Source organism: Microbacterium lacus, assembly GCF_002812805.1.
Taxonomy (GTDB): Bacteria; Actinomycetota; Actinomycetes; order Actinomycetales; family Microbacteriaceae; genus Microbacterium; species Microbacterium lacus_A.
In genome coordinates this window covers 1-15,229 of record NZ_NMUM01000044.1, presented here as the reverse complement: position 1 = coordinate 15,229, position 15,229 = coordinate 1, and the positions used below count along the sequence as shown (strand labels likewise).

Here is a 15,229-nt window from a genome sequence, read left to right as displayed (position 1 = left end):
TACCCGGATCCGCCCCGCCCGCCTGGCTTGATCGGCTCGCCTGGCAGTACGTGCGACCTCGGCTGGCTGGAACGCGCATCTACTGCCAGGCGAGCGGATCTGGTGGGGTCGGCGGGGCGGACGGCGGCGGTGCGGTCGATGCGCGCACCACGAGTTCGAAGGGCAGAACGGTGTGGGGCGGCGGAGCATCCGTCGTCGGACGGGGCTCGAGCAGGTCGAGCACGGTCTCGGCCGCCCGCACACCCTGCTCGCGCGGGAACTGGTCGATACTCGTCAACCGAAACGAGGCTCCGAGCTCGTGCCCGTCCACGCCGACGACCGAGAGGTCCTCCGGTACGCGTATGCCGAGCTCGCGAGCCGTCAGCATCGCGCCGACCGCCATCTCGTCGCTCGCCGCGAAGATCGCCGTCGGTCGCTCCGTCCGCTCCGTCAGCAGCCGGGTAGCCGCCGCCGCGCCCCCCGCGATCGTGAAATCGGATGCTTCGAACAGCTCGTTCTCGGGCGCCACCCCGGCATCCCTCAGCGCCCGTTCGTACCCCCGCCGCCGCTGGGAGGGCACGCGGAAGTCGCTGTCGAACTGGGGGAGCGCCCCGATGTGCGCAATGATGCGGTGCCCGAGCTGGAGGAGGTGCGACGAAGCGAGGGCTCCGACCGCCTCGTCATCGACCGCCAAGCTCGTCATATGCGGGTGCGCGCCACCGATCCGCACAACAGGCACGCCCACGCCGACCAGCGCCTCGGATTCCGCTTCGGCGAGGTCGATCGAGACGGCGATCACGGCATCCACGCGGCGGCGGCGCAGGAACGTACCGAACATCGCGGCACGCGCTGCCGGGTCGTGGCTCAGCACATACAGCGTGATGTCGTAACCGCGCTGCGCGAGGCTGTCGGCGATACCGCCCAATACCGTGCTGAAGAACCACGGATCGAGGAGGGGCAGCAGCACGCCGATGCTGCGGGTGCGGCCCGACGCCAAACTCGATGCCGACGCCTGGACGACGTAGCCCAGGCGATCAGCCGCCTGCTCCACCCGCATCCGTGTTGCGGCCGACACCCGACCGCGACCGCTCAGCGCACGCGAGACGGTCGCGGTCGAGACACCGGCCGCACGAGCAACCTCGTCGATGCCGACCACGGTCGTGCCTAGCGGCCGCCCTCGAGCCAGACGGTCGTGTCCGAACCGATCGCGCCGTCCTCGAGGGGTGCGCTCGCCAGCACAACGGTCGCGCCGGCGGGCAGCTGCACCGGCGTCGCGCCGACGTTCGCAATCACCGTGATGTCGCCATTGCGGAACGCGAGCACGTCGTCCCCGTAGCCGTCAAGCCATTCGAGTTCGCCGGTGCCCACCGCGTGCGCGCGCCGCTCCGCCAGGGCGCGACGGTAGAGCGAGAGCGTCGAGTCGGGCTGATTCCGCTGCACGTCGCGGGCGAGTTCGGCCCACTGCGTCGGCTGCGGGAGCCAGGATTCCCCGGAGGAGTTGAAGCCATAGGAGGGCCCGTCCGCGGTCCAGGGGATCGGCACGCGGCATCCGTCCCGCCCGTAGCGCTCGCCGTGGGTGCGGAACCACGTCGGGTCCTGCCGGGCATCGTCGGGCAGGTCGACGGCCTCGGGAAGGCCGAGTTCTTCGCCCTGGTAGAGGTATGCGGAGCCGGGGAGCGCGAGCATCATCGTGCTCGCGGCGCGTGCGCGTCGCAGGCCCAGCTCGGGGATCGGCTGCACCTCGGACAGGGGGCCGATACCGGTTCCCTGCGGAACATCGCCCGTGAGCGCGAGCCGGGAGGCGTGGCGAATCACGTCGTGGTTCGACAGCACCCAGGTGCTCGGTGCATCCACCGCGCCATATGCCGCGAGCGATTCGGCAACGACAGCGCGGAGCTTCGGTGCGTTCCACGGCGTCTCGAGGTACTCGAAGTTGAACGCCTGGTGCATCTCATCCGGACGTACCCAGAGTGCCGTCTTGGCCGGCGACGGGAGCCAGGCCTCTGCGGCAAGGGCACGATCGCCCTCATATTCCGCGAGCAGCACATGCCAATCCCGATAGATCTCGTGGACGCCCGGCTGACCCCAGTACGGGACGTCGGCCTCTTCGCCGCCCATGGACGCGGCGTCTGCGGGGGGCGTGTAGTCGGGCAGACCGTCCTTCTTCACGAGTCCGTGAGCGACGTCCACGCGGAACCCGTCGACGCCGCGGTCGAGCCAGAAGCGCAGCACGCCGCGGAATCCCTCCCGCACCTCGTCGTTTGACCAGTCGAAGTCGGGCTGCGAGGTGTCGAACAGGTGCAGGTACCACTGGCCTGGTGTTCCGTCGGGTTCGACGACCCGCGTCCAGGCGGGCCCGCCGAAGACCGACTCCCAGTTGTTCGGCGGCAGCTCGCCGTTCTCGCCGACACCGTCGCGGAACATGTAGCGGGCGCGCTCGGGACTGCCGGGCGCCGCCGCCAGGGCGGCCTGGAACCACACGTGCTGGTCCGAGGAGTGGTTCGGGACCAGATCGACGATCACACGGATGCCGCGGGCATGGGCGCCCTCGAGCATGGCGTCGAAGTCGGCAAGGGTGCCGAAAATGGGGTCGACGTCGCAGTAGTCAGCGACGTCGTACCCGGCATCCTTCTGCGGTGAGGTCATGAACGGCGAGAGCCACAGGGCATCGATGCCGAGTTCCTGCAGGTCATCGAGCTTGGACGTGATGCCGGGCAGGTCGCCGATGCCGTCGTTCGAGGCATCCGCGAACGAACGGGGGTAGATCTGATAGATGACGGCGGATCGCCACCACTCCGAACCGGGGCCGGAGGGCAGGCGGGTCTCGGGCTGCGTTGAGCTTGCGGGAGAAGTCATCCGACCACGTTAGTGCAAGCGCTTGCGCAATCGCTCATTGGCTTGATGTCCCAACTTTTCACCGCAAGGGGAGCTGTGCGGTGAATAGTTGGGACATCGAGGAGGGGGGTGACCGAAACGTTAGGGTGAACCCCGTGCAGACGCCCGATCCCGCAGCCCTTGCCCGCGCCGAGTCGCTCATCGCGGTGATCCCGGACTACCCGCAGCCGGGGATCCTGTTCCGCGACATCATGCCGCTGCTCGCGGATGCCGCGGCGCTCCGGGTCACGATCGATGCCCTCATCGAGCCCTTCGCGGGGACGTACGACGTCGTCGCCGGGATCGAGGCGCGGGGCTTTCTGCTCGCTGGGGCAGCGGCGATGACCGCGGGTGTCGGCCTGATCCCCATTCGTAAGGCGGGCAAGCTGCCCCGGCCCGCGGCATCCGTCTCGTACGCACTCGAATACGGAACGGCCGAGATCGAGGCGCACGACGACATGCCCCACGGCTCACGAGTGCTGCTGCTCGACGACGTGCTGGCGACGGGCGGCACGATCGCCGCGGCACGGACGCTGGTCGAGCGGCTCGGGGGCAGCGTCGCGGGCACTGCCGTGCTGCTCGAGCTCGACGGCCTGGGAGGTCGAGCCGTCGCGGGATCCGACATCCACGCCGTCTTCCACGCCTGAAGAGCGGCCGCGTCAGACCCGGATGCCCCCGCCGAGGTTGACCGGGGAGTCCACGATGTTGCCGACGATGCCGCGGATAACCCCCGTGCCGTCCTCGGTGCGGAGCTGGTCGTACCACTCCTGAGTCGCCGCGACATCAAAAGCGTGGGTCTCCCACGCGCGCTTGCGGGCCCGGATGACGAGATCGCCCGCGCGTTCGGCGCGCACCTGCTGGTACCGCTGCAGGGTGTCTTCGACACCCAAGGTGTTCGTCGCGAACAGGATGCCGAGGGCAAAACTGTCCTCGAGCGCTGAGCACGCACCCTGACCGATGTCCGGCGCCGTGTTGTGGGCCGCGTCACCGAGGATCGCGACCCGACCGTGTACCCACGTATCGAACGGGTCGATGTCCCAGATCTCGACGCGATTGAGGGAGGCCGCGGGGTCGATCGAGTCGAGCAGGGCCTGCACTCCGGGGGCCCAGCTCGCGAAGGCCTCGCGCAACGGTGCCGCGCCCTCGGCCTTGTCGTACGGCACGCCGGCAGGCTGCGGCACATCGACGAAGAAGTAGAACCGATCGCCCGCGACCGGCATCACGGCGCAGCGCTTGCCGTCGGCCACGTACGTCGTCCACTGATCGAGAGGCCCGATGTCGGTGTTCGCCGGGACGAGTCCGTTGAAGTTCGTGTATCCCGAGTACGTGCGCTCGATCGTCGGAAGTCCCCGCGCCCCGGTGACGTAGTCGCGGGTGATCGAGCGTGCGCCATCCGCCCCGATCAGCATGTCGGCCGTGTCGGTCGATCCGTCCGCGAAGGTCGCGGTGACCTGCGACCCGTCGTCGTCGATGCCGACGAGCTTCATCGAAAGGTGGATGCGATCCATCCCGACGCGGTCCATCAACAGCGCCTGCAGGTCGGCTCGCGCGATCGGGTAGGGCCGCTGTCCGGTCTGCGTCGTGACGGGTTCGAGACTGAAGCGGCAGAGCGTCTCGCCGGTCTTCCCGTCGTAGTAGGCCATGTCGTCCATCAGACCGCCGAGGGCCGCGACCTCGTCGGCCAGTCCCAACCAGTTGAGCACCTTGACGCCGTTGGACCACAGCGACAGCGCAGCCCCGACGGGCTTGTTCTCACGCATCTGGTCGTACACGACGACGTCATGCCCGAGGCGCTGCAGCGCGATCGCGGCGCTCGTGCCGCCGATGCCGGCGCCGATGACGATGACCTTCACGTGATCCTCCGAAACGGTGCGGCTCAGCTGCCGCGGTATGTGGAATAGGCGAACGGACTGAGCAGCAGGGGCACGTGGTAGTGCCGGTTCGAATCTTCGACGGTGAAGGTGACGGTCACAAGGGGATAAAAGGCGGGGATGCCCTGGTCGGCGAACCATGCGCCCGTGCCGAAGGTGATGGCGTACATGCCGGGCTCGAGGCGCTCGGGGCCGAGGCCGAGCCGACCATCCGCGTCGGTGAGGCCCTCGGCGACGGCTTCGGTGCCACCACCGGCAAGATGCCTCGCGAGTGATACCGCGACGTTCACCGCGGGAGTGCCGGACGTGGAATCGAGAACGTGGGTCGTCAGGTGCGGGGTCATGCACCCATCCTGTCGTCGGTGAGTGCGCCCCGCAGGCGCAGCAGTGCGATCTCGGCGAGCTGCCGGGTCGCCTCGACCGTCTCGGCCTCGGGGTCGCTCGTGAGCCGCCGCTCGAGGTTCGCCAGGATCTCGTCGGGTGTGCGCCCCGCGGCTCTGATGAGGAACACGCGCCCGAATCGTTCCTCGTACGCCGCATTGCCCGCGGCGATCCGGGCGGTCACGTCGTCGGCGGCGGTCGTCATCGCGGCCTGTTCGCGGCGCGAAGCGTCACCCTCCGCTCCCGCAGCGGTCGGTCGTTCGCCGATGCGTGGGTGATGAGCGAGCGCGGCCTCGAGATCGTCCACGCTCCAGCGTTCGGCAAGCGCGGTGGCGAGGGCCTCGATCTCTGTGACCGATGCGTAAGGCCGCTCGGCGACGAGCGCGTTCGTCCACGTCGGGATGTCGGCCCACACACGGACGACGGACGCCGCGGTCGACGCATCCGCGACGTTGAATTCGGAGAGGAGCACCCGGCCACCGTAACCTCACCGCATTTCTCGGATGTTGCTCTGAGTAACATCCGAGAAACGCCGGGCCTTTAAGTTGGGGCCCATGACCGCTCTTCCCGACGCCCCGCGCGCGCTCGCCGCGCGTCGCGTGTTCATCGACGGGGCGTTCCGTTCCGCTCTGGTTCGCCTCGAGGGCGGGCGTATCGCCGCGATCGAGGAGTACGACCCGGATGCTGGGGTCGCGGCATCCGTCGACGTCTCCGACACGCCGGTCACCGTTCTGCCCGACCACCTCACCCTCTTGCCCGGTCTGGTCGACTCGCACGTTCACCTCGACGAACCGGGCCGCACCGACTGGGAAGGGTTTGAGACGGGGACCGCCGCCGCTGCCGCGGGCGGTGTCACCACGATCGTCGATATGCCGCTGAACAGCGTGCCCGTGACGACGACCCCCGAAGCGCTCGCCGAGAAGCGCGCCGCCACGTCCGGCAAGCTGGCCGTCGACATCGCGTACTGGGGCGGTGCGGTTCCCGAGAACCTCGGATCGCTCGCCGACCTCGCCGCGGCGGGGGTGGTCGGGTTCAAGTGCTTCCTGATGCCCTCCGGCATCGATGAGTTCGGGCACCTGGACGCCGAACAGCTCGAGGCCGCGCTCGCCGAGATCGCCGCGTTCGATGGGCTGCTGATCGTCCACGCCGAAGACCCCGCGCACGTGCACGACGCGCAGACTCTCGGGCCCCACTACGAGGCATTCCTCGCCTCACGCCCACCCGAGAGCGAGCGCGCGGCGATTCGGCTCGTGATCAACACGGCCCGTCGCACCGGCGCCCGCGCGCATATCGTGCACGTGTCCGACGGCGGTGCGCTGGACGACATCCGTGCCGCCAAGGCGGACGGCGTGCGGCTCACAATCGAAACCTGTCCGCACTACCTGACCCTGCGGGCCGAGGACGTGCCGGATGCCGCGGGCCAGTTCAAGTGCTGCCCCCCGATCCGCGACGCGGCCAACCAGGACCTCCTGTGGCAGGGTGTCGTCGACGGCACGATCGATGCGATCGTCAGCGACCACTCGCCGTCAACGCTCGAACTCAAGCAGCAGGGTGGCGGCGACTTCGCCCTCGCCTGGGGCGGAATTTCGGGTCTGCAGACCGGATTCTCGGCGATCTGGACCGCGGCGCGTGCGCGAGGCATCCCGCTCGAGACGATCCTGCCGCTGATGACGACGGGTCCCGCGCGGATCGCCGGTCTCGGCGTCGCGGGGCAGATCGCGGTCGGAGCGCCGGCGCACTTCGCCGTCGTCGACCTCGACGCGACGCAGACCGTGCGAGCGGCCGAGCTGCAGTACCGCAACAAGATGTCGCCGTGGGATGGGCGTGAGCTTTTCGGTGTCGTCGAGGGCACTTACCTCGCCGGCGCACTCGTCTACACCCCCGAGGCGGGCGTAACTGCCAGAGCAGGACGTGAGATCCTGACCGTGCGCACGGTTGCGCATCCTGCACCCGCTGCGGATGCGTCGATCTCGGGCGCTGCCATGGCCCGCGTTGAGGAGATGCATCCGTGACCCCAGCTCTCGAGGCAACGGCCCTCGCGTCGACCATCCTGCAGCCCGGCACGGGCGAGATCCCGGGCGAGCACTATCTGGCCGCCTCTCCCGCGACCGTGATGTGGGGCCGCCTGCCGTGTGCGCGCGATGCGGCCGTGCTGACCGTTCAGCCGGGGCAGACGGTGACGATCGACACGGTCAGCCACGAGGGGATCCTCGAAGACCAGGGCAAGGACCCGCTGGCGTACTTCACCGGCAAGGGTGTGCCCGAGGCATCCGTCCTCGACGATGCGATCGAGATCGCACGCGACATGGCACGCGACACGATGGCCGACGGGCCCCACGTCGTGACCGGGCCGATTGCGGTCGAGGGTGCGCGCCCCGGGGATCTGCTCAAGATCACGGTCGTACGGCTGCAGCCGCGGGTGCCGTACGGCGTGATCTCGAACCGGCACGGAAAGGGTGCGCTCGTCGGCGAGCTGCCGCGCGGCGAACACAACGTGAGCGTCTTCACGCCGGTCGAAGAGCGGGATGGACGGATGGTGGGGGTGCTGCCCGTCGTCGAGGGCGGGCCCGGGCTCGTCGAGTTTCCGCTCGCGCCGTTCCTCGGCACGATGGGCGTGGCGGTCGCGGGTGACCAGAGGCCGCACTCCGTGCCGCCCGGTGAGCACGGCGGCAACATCGACATCAACCTGCTGGTCGAGGGCACCGTCCTGTATCTGCCGGTGCAGGTGGCGGGGGCGCTGGCCTACGTCGGCGATCCGCACTTCGCACAGGGTGACGGAGAGGTTGCACTGACGGCGCTCGAGGCATCCCTCCGCGCGACCCTGCGCTTCGAGATCGTGCCGCGCGAAGAGGCACTCGCCGAGTTCGGCGAGTTCACCGGGCCGCTGGTCCGGACAGACGAATATCTCGTGCCCACGGGCCTTGACCCCGACCTCGGCGAGGCGATGCGCCGCTGCGTGCGATCCGCGATCGCGCTCATCCGGGCGCGCTGGGGCCTCGACGAGCATCTCGCCTACGCCTACCTCAGCGCCGCGACCGACTTCGATATCTCGCAGGTCGTCGACATCGTCTGCGGCGTGCACGCCCGCATCCGCGAGTCCGACTTCGCGGCCGTTCCGCATGTCTCTGTGCCCCTCGCCTCCGAGCAGCGGCCCCCGCATCCGTCCGCTCCCGAACCGCTGCAAACAGGAGATCCGGCGAGAACAGGACAAACCTCGCCGGATTCTCCTGTCTCGGACGAATCTCCTGTTTCCGGCGAAGGGCAAACGGCATGACGGATGTCTCGGCCCAGGATGCGGGAGAAGGCCGCGCCCACGCGGTCGGCGTAGACACAGTGCCGGCGGGCCTTCTCGAGGCGTTCGAGGCGTACGAGCGGGCGATCATCGCCAACGACCTCGACGCTCTCGACGCGGCTTTCGCCCCGGGTGATGAAACGATGCGCGGCGACGCCGCGGGCCTGCTCGTGGGCCATGACACGATCAGTGCGTTCCGGGGCGTGCGCGGGGGAGTGCCGGCCCGCACGATCGAGCGGATCGAGTACCGCGAACTGGCGCCCGATGTTGCGTTGCTGGTCTCGATCTCGCGCTACGTCGGCGGGGGCACGGGGCTGCAGACGCAGGTGTGGCAGCGATTCGACGACCGCTGGTTGATCACCGCCGCGCATGTGACGCCGCGTGCGCAGGCGCTCGACAGGTCGGTCTGGCGCACCGTCGGCGACCCGCTCTGGCAGGGCGCGTGGGAGGGTCCGCTCGAGGGCCTCACCGTCGCCGTCAAGGACCTTTTCGCCATCAAGGGCTACCGCATCGGCGCGGGCAACCCGACATACCTCGACTCTGCGCGGGTCGAGCCGACCACGGCCGCCGCGGTCTCGGATCTGCTGCGGGCCGGCGCATCCCTTCGCGGAATCGCGCGAACCGACGAGTTCGCGTACAGCGTCGCCGGCGACAACGCGCACTATGGCACGCCGCCGAACGGAGCTCTGCCCGGGGCGCTGCCGGGCGGTTCATCGAGCGGGCCGGCCTCGGCCGTGGCAACCGGCCAGGCACAGATCGGCCTGGCCACCGACACGGCCGGGTCCATCCGGGTGCCGGCGTCGTATCAGGGACTATGGGGGTTGCGCACGACCCACGGACTCGTTCCTCGGCAAGGGCTGCTGCCCCTCGCGCAGACGTTCGACACGATCGGATGGCTGACCCGCGACGGTGCCACGATGCAGAAGATCGTCGACTGGTGCCTGAGCTACGACGGATCGGAGTCGACCGAGAGCGTCTTCGGCGAGTCCGGGAGCGACCTGCCGTGGAGCTTCGCGGTGCCGACCGAGATGCTCGAGTCCGTCGAACCCGAGACACGGGACGCGTTCGAGGCGCTGCTCGGCGTCCTCGGGGAGGTGGCCGAAGCGCCCGCGGTGGCCGAGACATCCGTCGGCGATCTCGACGAGTACCTGGGCGCCTTCCGGGCTGTTCAGGGCGCGGAGGCGTGGCGCAACAACGGCGCGTGGCTGCGCGAGCACCCGGGCGCGGTCGCCCCTGCCGTGGCCGAGCGGTTCCGCGTGGCCTCTGAGGTGACGGCCGAGACCGAATCCGAGGCGCGCGCGACGGTCGAGGCACTGCGGGCTCGACTGCACGACGCGACGAGCAACACCGTGCTGATCATGCCGACCGTCCCCGGTCCCGCGCCGATGCGCACGCACCGCGGCGAGCGGGTCGAGGCCGTGCGGGCCGCGACGCTCCGCATGACGACGCCGGCCGCGATCGGTGGCATGCCCTCCATCTCGATCCCCCTCTTGACCGTGCCGTCGAACCTGGGGGCAGCGCCCGTGGGTGTGTCCCTGATCTCGCGCCCCGGCACCGACATCGCGCTGGTGCGCCTCGCGCGCCGCCTCGCCCGGGCGGTGGCGTCATGACAGTTCATCGACACCGCCGGGTATTGCCGAGTCCGCCGAGTATTTCGTGTCAACATCCGGCGTTCTCGGCAACAATCGGCGGACTCGGCGCCACGAGCGCCTCCGCCACCAGCACCAGCATGAACAGACAGGACCTCGCATGAACGCGTTGCCGATCGACCCGCCAGCCCGCCTGCTGATGGGGCCCGGCCCGATTTCGGCGTACCCGAGCGTGCTCACGGCGATGTCGGCGCAGCTCGTCGGTCAGTACGACCCGTTCATGACGAGCACGATGACCGAGACGCAGGCGCTCTACCGCCAGGTCTGGGCGACCGAGAACGACGCGACGTTCCTCGTCGATTCCACCTCACGCGGCGGCATCGAGGCCGCGATGATCTCGCTCATCCGTCCCGGCGATCGGGTGCTCGTACCGGTGTTCGGGCGCTTCGGTCACCTGCTCGCCGAGATCGCCGAGCGCGCGATGGCCGAGGTGCACACGATCGAGGTCCCGTGGGGGCAGGTCTTCACACCCGCCGCGATCGAAGAGGCCATCGTGCGGGTCAAACCGCACCTGCTCGGCCTCGTGCAGGGCGACACGTCGACCACGATGCTGCAGCCGCTGGAAGACATCGGCGCAATCTGCGCCAAGCACGGCGTGCTGTTCTACTCCGACGCCACGGCGTCGCTCGGCGGCAACCCGTTCGAAGCGGATGCCTGGGGCCTGGATGCGGCGACCGCAGGGCTGCAGAAATGTCTGGGCGGACCGTCGGGTTCCGCCCCGATCACTCTGTCGGAGCGCGCTGTCGAAATCATCCGTTCGCGGAAGAAGATCGAGGCCGGCATTCGCGAGGCCGGCGACGAGGATGCGCCCGACTTCGTGCGCTCGAACTACTTCGACCTCGGCATGATCCTCGACTACTGGGGCCCGCGGCGCCTCAACCACCACACCGAGGCGACCTCGATGCTCTACGGCGCGCGCGAGTGCGCACGCGTGCTTCTCGGCGAGGGTCGCGAGGCCGTGAGGGTCCGCCACGAGCTCAACGGCGCGGCGATGCTCGCGGGCGTGCGCGGGCTCGGCCTGGTCGTCTTCGGCGACGTGGCGCACAAGATGTCGAACGTCGTCGCCGTCGAGATCCCCGACGGGGTGGCGGGGGATGCCGCACGCCAGGCGATGCTCGACGACTTCGGTATCGAGATCGGCACCTCGTTCGGACCCCTGCACGGGCGCGTCTGGCGCATCGGCACGATGGGCTACAACGCCCGCAAGGACGCCGTGCTGACCACCCTCGCCGCGCTCGAGCAGGTGCTGCGGCGGTTCGGCGCGACGGTTCCCGTGGGCGGCGGGGTCGACGCCGCGCTCGATGTCTACACCGGACACGCCGAGGCGTGATGACGCGTACCCTGCTGCCCGACCTCACGCCCGATCGCGTCGCCGCCGCGGCCCGCCGCGTCATGGCGCGCTGCGACGAGCTTGCGAGGGTCACCGCCGCACCCGGTGAGATCGAACGTGTGTACCTGTCGACCGAACATGCTCGCGTCAACCGCCTCGCTGCGGAGTGGATGCGCGAGGTCGGAATGTCGACCCGCCAGGATGCCGCGGGCAACCAGATCGGCCGACTCCACCCTTCGACAGGCTCAGGGCACCGCGCATCCGATCGTGATGCGCCCGCCCTGATGATCGGCTCGCACCTCGACACCGTGCCCGACGCCGGACGCTTCGACGGCATCGTCGGGGTGTTGATGGCGCTCGAGGTCGTGCGGCTTCTGCGCGTCCCGTCCCCGAGTGGCGAGGGCAGCGTCTCACCGCTGCCGTTCGCGATCGAGGTCGTCGCGTTCTCGGACGAAGAGGGCACCCGCTTCGGCAAGGCCCTGCTCGGGTCATCCGCCGTCGCCGGAACCTGGAACGACGACTGGTGGCAGCTGACGGATGCCGACGGCACCACTCTGCGGCAGGCCGCGCTGGAATTCGGCCTCGACCCCGGGCGCATCGGCGAGGCCGCGCGTCGCCCCGATGAGCTCGTCGGCTATCTCGAGGCGCACATCGAGCAGGGTCCCGAGCTCGACCGGCGGGGCGAATCGCTCGCGGTCGTGTCGTCGATCGCGAGCGCGCGGCGCTTTCAGCTCGTCGTCGAGGGCGAGGCCCGGCACGCGGGCGGCACGCCCTACGACATGCGCCACGACGCGCTGCTCGGCGCGAGCGAGGCAGCCCTGGCAGTCGAGCGGATCTGCCGCGGCGAGCATCACGTCATCGGCACGGTCGGGCAGCTCGAGGCATTCCCCGGCGCGGTCAACATCGTGCCGGGTGAGGCGCACTTCAGCCTCGACCTGCGGGGCGAGTTCGACGGTGAGCGCGATCGGGTGTGGGATTCACTGTCGCGCGAACTCGACGTGATCATGGGCCGTCGAGGTCTGCGGTGGCGTTCCCGCGAGGTGCACAACGCCGCAGCGGTCATGTGCGCGCCGCTGCTGCAGGACGTCATCCGCGCGGGCATCCGCGGGGCCCTGCCCGACCTTCCGGGCGATCCCGCAACCCTCTTCAGCCCCGCCGGGCACGACGGCATGTCGATCGGCGCGATCACGGACGTCGGGATGTTGTTCCTGCGCAACCCCGACGGCATCAGCCACCACCCCGACGAGGCGGTGTCGGCCGCAGATGTGGCCCTCGGCATCCGCGCGCTCGCCGAGTCGGTTCTGCACCTCGCGGCGGAGCCGCGCTGACTTCCCCATCCCTCTACTCGATCCCCTGCCGCCCCCTCGCCCGGTGTCCCAACTCTTCACCCCATCCACGACCTTGAGGTGAAGAGTTGGGACATCCCGTCACGATAAGGAACCCCATGTCGCTCCTGGTCATCAACGCCCGTCTCATCACGATTCCCGCCGGATCCGACGATCCGGGCTACATCGAGCGCGGGTGGATGCGCGTCGAAGACGGGCGGATCGCCGCGATCGGTGCGGGCGACCCGACCGACTCGAAGGCCGACGAGGTGCTCGACGTCGACGGCGCGTTCGTCGCCCCCGGTTTCGTCTCGAGCCACAGCCACCTGTTCACGAGCGGCCTGCGCGGGCTCGGCGTCGCCGACACCCTCTACGGCTGGTGCGACTCGATGCTCGGCCTGACCGCACACGCCACCCCCGACGACATCTACTGGTCGACGCTGCACGGCGCCCTCGACTTCCTCGGCAACGGCGTCACAACCGCGTACAACTTCACCGACCCGCAGCAGGCGTGGGAGTCGATGGTCGACGGCAAGCGCGTCGGCAACGCCCCGCTCCGCGGCACGGATTACCACACGCGTCAGGCCGACGGATGCCTCGACGCCGGGCTTCGCTTCGTGGACTCGATCGGCATGGATGTGACCGCCGGTACCGACGACGAGATCTTCGCGCGCTTCGAGGCATCCGTCGCCCACACCCGCGGGATGGACCCGGACTTCGCGCTCGGCGCCTCGATCATGGGGCAGGTGCAGTGGTCGCCCCGGCAGGAGGCCGCCGAACTCGAGGTCGAGGCGATGCGCCGCTTCGGCGTGACGAACCAGGCCCACTTCCTCGAATCCCCCGAGGCCGTGCCGCTGCAGCAGTCGAAGTTCGCGCTGTACCGGGACGCCGGAGCACTGGGTCCCGACATGATGTTCGGACATTTCATCCAGACCACCCCCGAGATCATCGAGCAGGCCGCGGCGGGCGGGGCGTCGATGTCGTGGCAGCCCGCGTCGAACGGACGGCTCGCCTCGGGTACCGCGCTCGTGCCCGAGATGCTCGCGATGGGCATGAAGGTCGGCATGGGGCTGGACGATCAGGCGTGCACGGATGTCTCGGATCCCTGGCAGAACATGCGCATGGGTATCGCGATGCAGCGTGCCCGCACGAAGGACCCGCTGTCGATGATGCCCGAGCTCGTGCTGCGTCTGCACACGCTGGGTGCCGCCGAGATCATGGGCGTCGCCGACCGCGTCGGCAGCCTCGAGGTCGGCAAGTTCGCGGACTTCGTGGTCGTCGACCCACGCCGCCCCGACGTGGGGCCGCTCTGGCACCCCGTCCGCAGCTACGTGCTGTCGATGGGCCTGCGCAATCTCACCGGGGTCTATGTGGGTGGCGTACTGGCGGCTCGTGACGGGGAATCGACGAACCCGCTTGAAGCGCCCCAGGTTTGATGCCGCATCCTTTTGAGTTGGAAGGATGTATGTCATGCCGAAGAAGATCGATCCTGCCCTGCGTGAGCGCGCTGTCCGGCTGGTGCGTGAGCATCGTTCGGAGTATCCCTCGTTGACGGCCGCGTCAGCGGCCGTTGCCCGCCAGGTCGGCGTGGGCCACGAGTCGGTGCGCCGGTGGGTGCTGCAAGCCGATATCGACGACGGCACCCGCGACGGGATCACCAGCGTCGAGCATGCCGAGATCAAGCGGCTCAAGGCCGAGAACAGTCGTCTGCGGGAGGATGTCGCGATCCTGAGAGCTGCGACGACTTTCTTCGCGGGGGAACTCGACCCCCGCAACCGTTGATGCTGGGCTTCATTGACACGATGAGAGCCGAAGGTCACGCGGTCGAGTCGATCATCCGGGTCCTGCAAGCGCAGGGCGTGAAGATCGCCGCGCGCACCTACCGAGCCCACCGGCAAGGCATCGTCGCAGTGCGGACGATCACGGACGCGCAGGTCCAGGACGCTGTCCGCGCCGCGGCATGGACCATTGTCGAACGCAACGGGACGATGCGTCGCGTGCTGACTCCCGAGGGCCTCTACGGGCGGCGGAAGATGACCGCGCTGATCCGCCGCACGTCGATCCCCGGCGCGTCGCGAGGCGCGGTCGACCGGGCCATGCGCTCGCTCGGGCTGTCGGGAATCCGTCGCGACAAGGGCACCCGCACTACGATCCCCGCCAAGGACGGGGTCCGTGCCGGCGACCTGCTGAACCGCGACTTCACCGCGCCCCGGCCGGATCACACCTGGGTGATGGACTTCACCTATTGCCGCACCTGGGCGGGCTGGGTCTACGTCGCCTTCATCGTCGATGTCTACTCGCAACGCATCGTGGCCTGGCACGCACAGACCACCAAGCACGTCGAGCTGGTGATGATCCCGCTGCGCATGGCCCTCTGGGAACGAGCGCGTGATGGGCACCCGGTCCAGCCCGAGCAGCTGCGGGCACATTCGGACGCCGGGTCTCAATACGTCTCGCTGGCCTACACCGAGAAGCTGGCGCTCGATGGCATCGCACCCTCGATCGGGTCCGTCGGCGACGCGTTCGAT

General features: G+C 69.3%; 12 protein-coding genes and 1 pseudogene. 8 read left to right on the top strand and 5 right to left on the bottom strand.

Going from position 1 to position 15,229, the window contains the following annotated elements:
* Positions 1-79 precede the first annotated feature (79 nt).
* Both CGU34_RS14885 and CGU34_RS14880 read right to left on the bottom strand, forming a co-directional pair.
* Positions 80-1,135, bottom strand: a complete 1,056-nt coding sequence (locus tag CGU34_RS14885; protein ID WP_100814555.1) for a LacI family DNA-binding transcriptional regulator — start codon at positions 1,133-1,135, stop codon at positions 80-82.
* Between the two features lie 8 nt (positions 1,136-1,143).
* Positions 1,144-2,835, bottom strand: coding sequence for a glycoside hydrolase family 13 protein (locus CGU34_RS14880; protein ID WP_036298328.1), 1,692 nt, complete (start codon positions 2,833-2,835; stop codon positions 1,144-1,146).
* Between the two features lie 134 nt (positions 2,836-2,969).
* Between CGU34_RS14880 and CGU34_RS14875 the strand changes: the two genes are divergently transcribed.
* Positions 2,970-3,500, top strand: coding sequence for an adenine phosphoribosyltransferase (locus CGU34_RS14875; RefSeq protein ID WP_036298336.1), 531 nt, complete (start codon positions 2,970-2,972; stop codon positions 3,498-3,500).
* Between the two features lie 12 nt (positions 3,501-3,512).
* On the opposite strand, the gene hpxO is transcribed toward CGU34_RS14875, so the two are convergent.
* From hpxO to uraD, 3 genes are read right to left on the bottom strand one after another with little or no spacing between them, the layout of a single operon-like run.
* Positions 3,513-4,706, bottom strand: a complete 1,194-nt coding sequence (gene hpxO / locus CGU34_RS14870; protein WP_100814554.1) for an FAD-dependent urate hydroxylase HpxO — start codon at positions 4,704-4,706, stop codon at positions 3,513-3,515.
* A 23-nt stretch (positions 4,707-4,729) separates the two neighbouring features.
* Positions 4,730-5,068, bottom strand: coding sequence for a hydroxyisourate hydrolase (gene uraH, locus CGU34_RS14865; RefSeq protein ID WP_100814553.1), 339 nt, complete (start codon positions 5,066-5,068; stop codon positions 4,730-4,732).
* Positions 5,065-5,577: a 2-oxo-4-hydroxy-4-carboxy-5-ureidoimidazoline decarboxylase gene (gene uraD / locus CGU34_RS14860; protein WP_100814552.1), complete on the bottom strand. Its 513-nt coding sequence runs from the start codon at positions 5,575-5,577 to the stop codon at positions 5,065-5,067. The genes uraH and uraD overlap by 4 nt, the downstream gene beginning before the upstream one ends.
* Before the next feature lie 82 nt (positions 5,578-5,659).
* On the opposite strand from uraD, the gene allB reads away from it, so the two are divergent.
* The 7 genes and pseudogenes from allB to CGU34_RS14825 form a co-directional block, all read left to right on the top strand.
* A complete protein-coding gene (gene allB, locus CGU34_RS14855; protein WP_081766296.1) occupies positions 5,660-7,117 on the top strand; it encodes an allantoinase AllB in 1,458 nt (485 codons plus the stop codon).
* Entirely contained in the window at positions 7,114-8,379 is a 1,266-nt protein-coding gene (locus tag CGU34_RS14850) for an acetamidase/formamidase family protein (RefSeq protein WP_198517847.1), read from the top strand. The genes allB and CGU34_RS14850 overlap by 4 nt, the downstream gene beginning before the upstream one ends.
* A complete protein-coding gene (locus tag CGU34_RS14845; RefSeq protein WP_100814551.1) occupies positions 8,376-10,007 on the top strand; it encodes an AtzH-like domain-containing protein in 1,632 nt (543 codons plus the stop codon). The genes CGU34_RS14850 and CGU34_RS14845 overlap by 4 nt, the downstream gene beginning before the upstream one ends.
* 139 nt (positions 10,008-10,146) lie before the next feature.
* On the top strand, positions 10,147-11,376 hold the full coding sequence (locus tag CGU34_RS14840; RefSeq protein ID WP_100814550.1) for a pyridoxal-phosphate-dependent aminotransferase family protein: 1,230 nt from the start codon (positions 10,147-10,149) through the stop codon (positions 11,374-11,376).
* Entirely contained in the window at positions 11,376-12,704 is a 1,329-nt protein-coding gene (locus CGU34_RS14835; RefSeq protein WP_100814549.1) for an allantoate amidohydrolase, read from the top strand. The genes CGU34_RS14840 and CGU34_RS14835 overlap by 1 nt, the downstream gene beginning before the upstream one ends.
* A gap of 116 nt (positions 12,705-12,820) precedes the next feature.
* On the top strand, positions 12,821-14,137 hold the full coding sequence (locus CGU34_RS14830) for an amidohydrolase family protein (RefSeq protein ID WP_100814548.1): 1,317 nt from the start codon (positions 12,821-12,823) through the stop codon (positions 14,135-14,137).
* Positions 14,138-14,171: 34 nt separating this feature from the next.
* A pseudogene (locus tag CGU34_RS14825) lies at positions 14,172-15,229 on the top strand (IS3 family transposase); the annotation flags it as partial.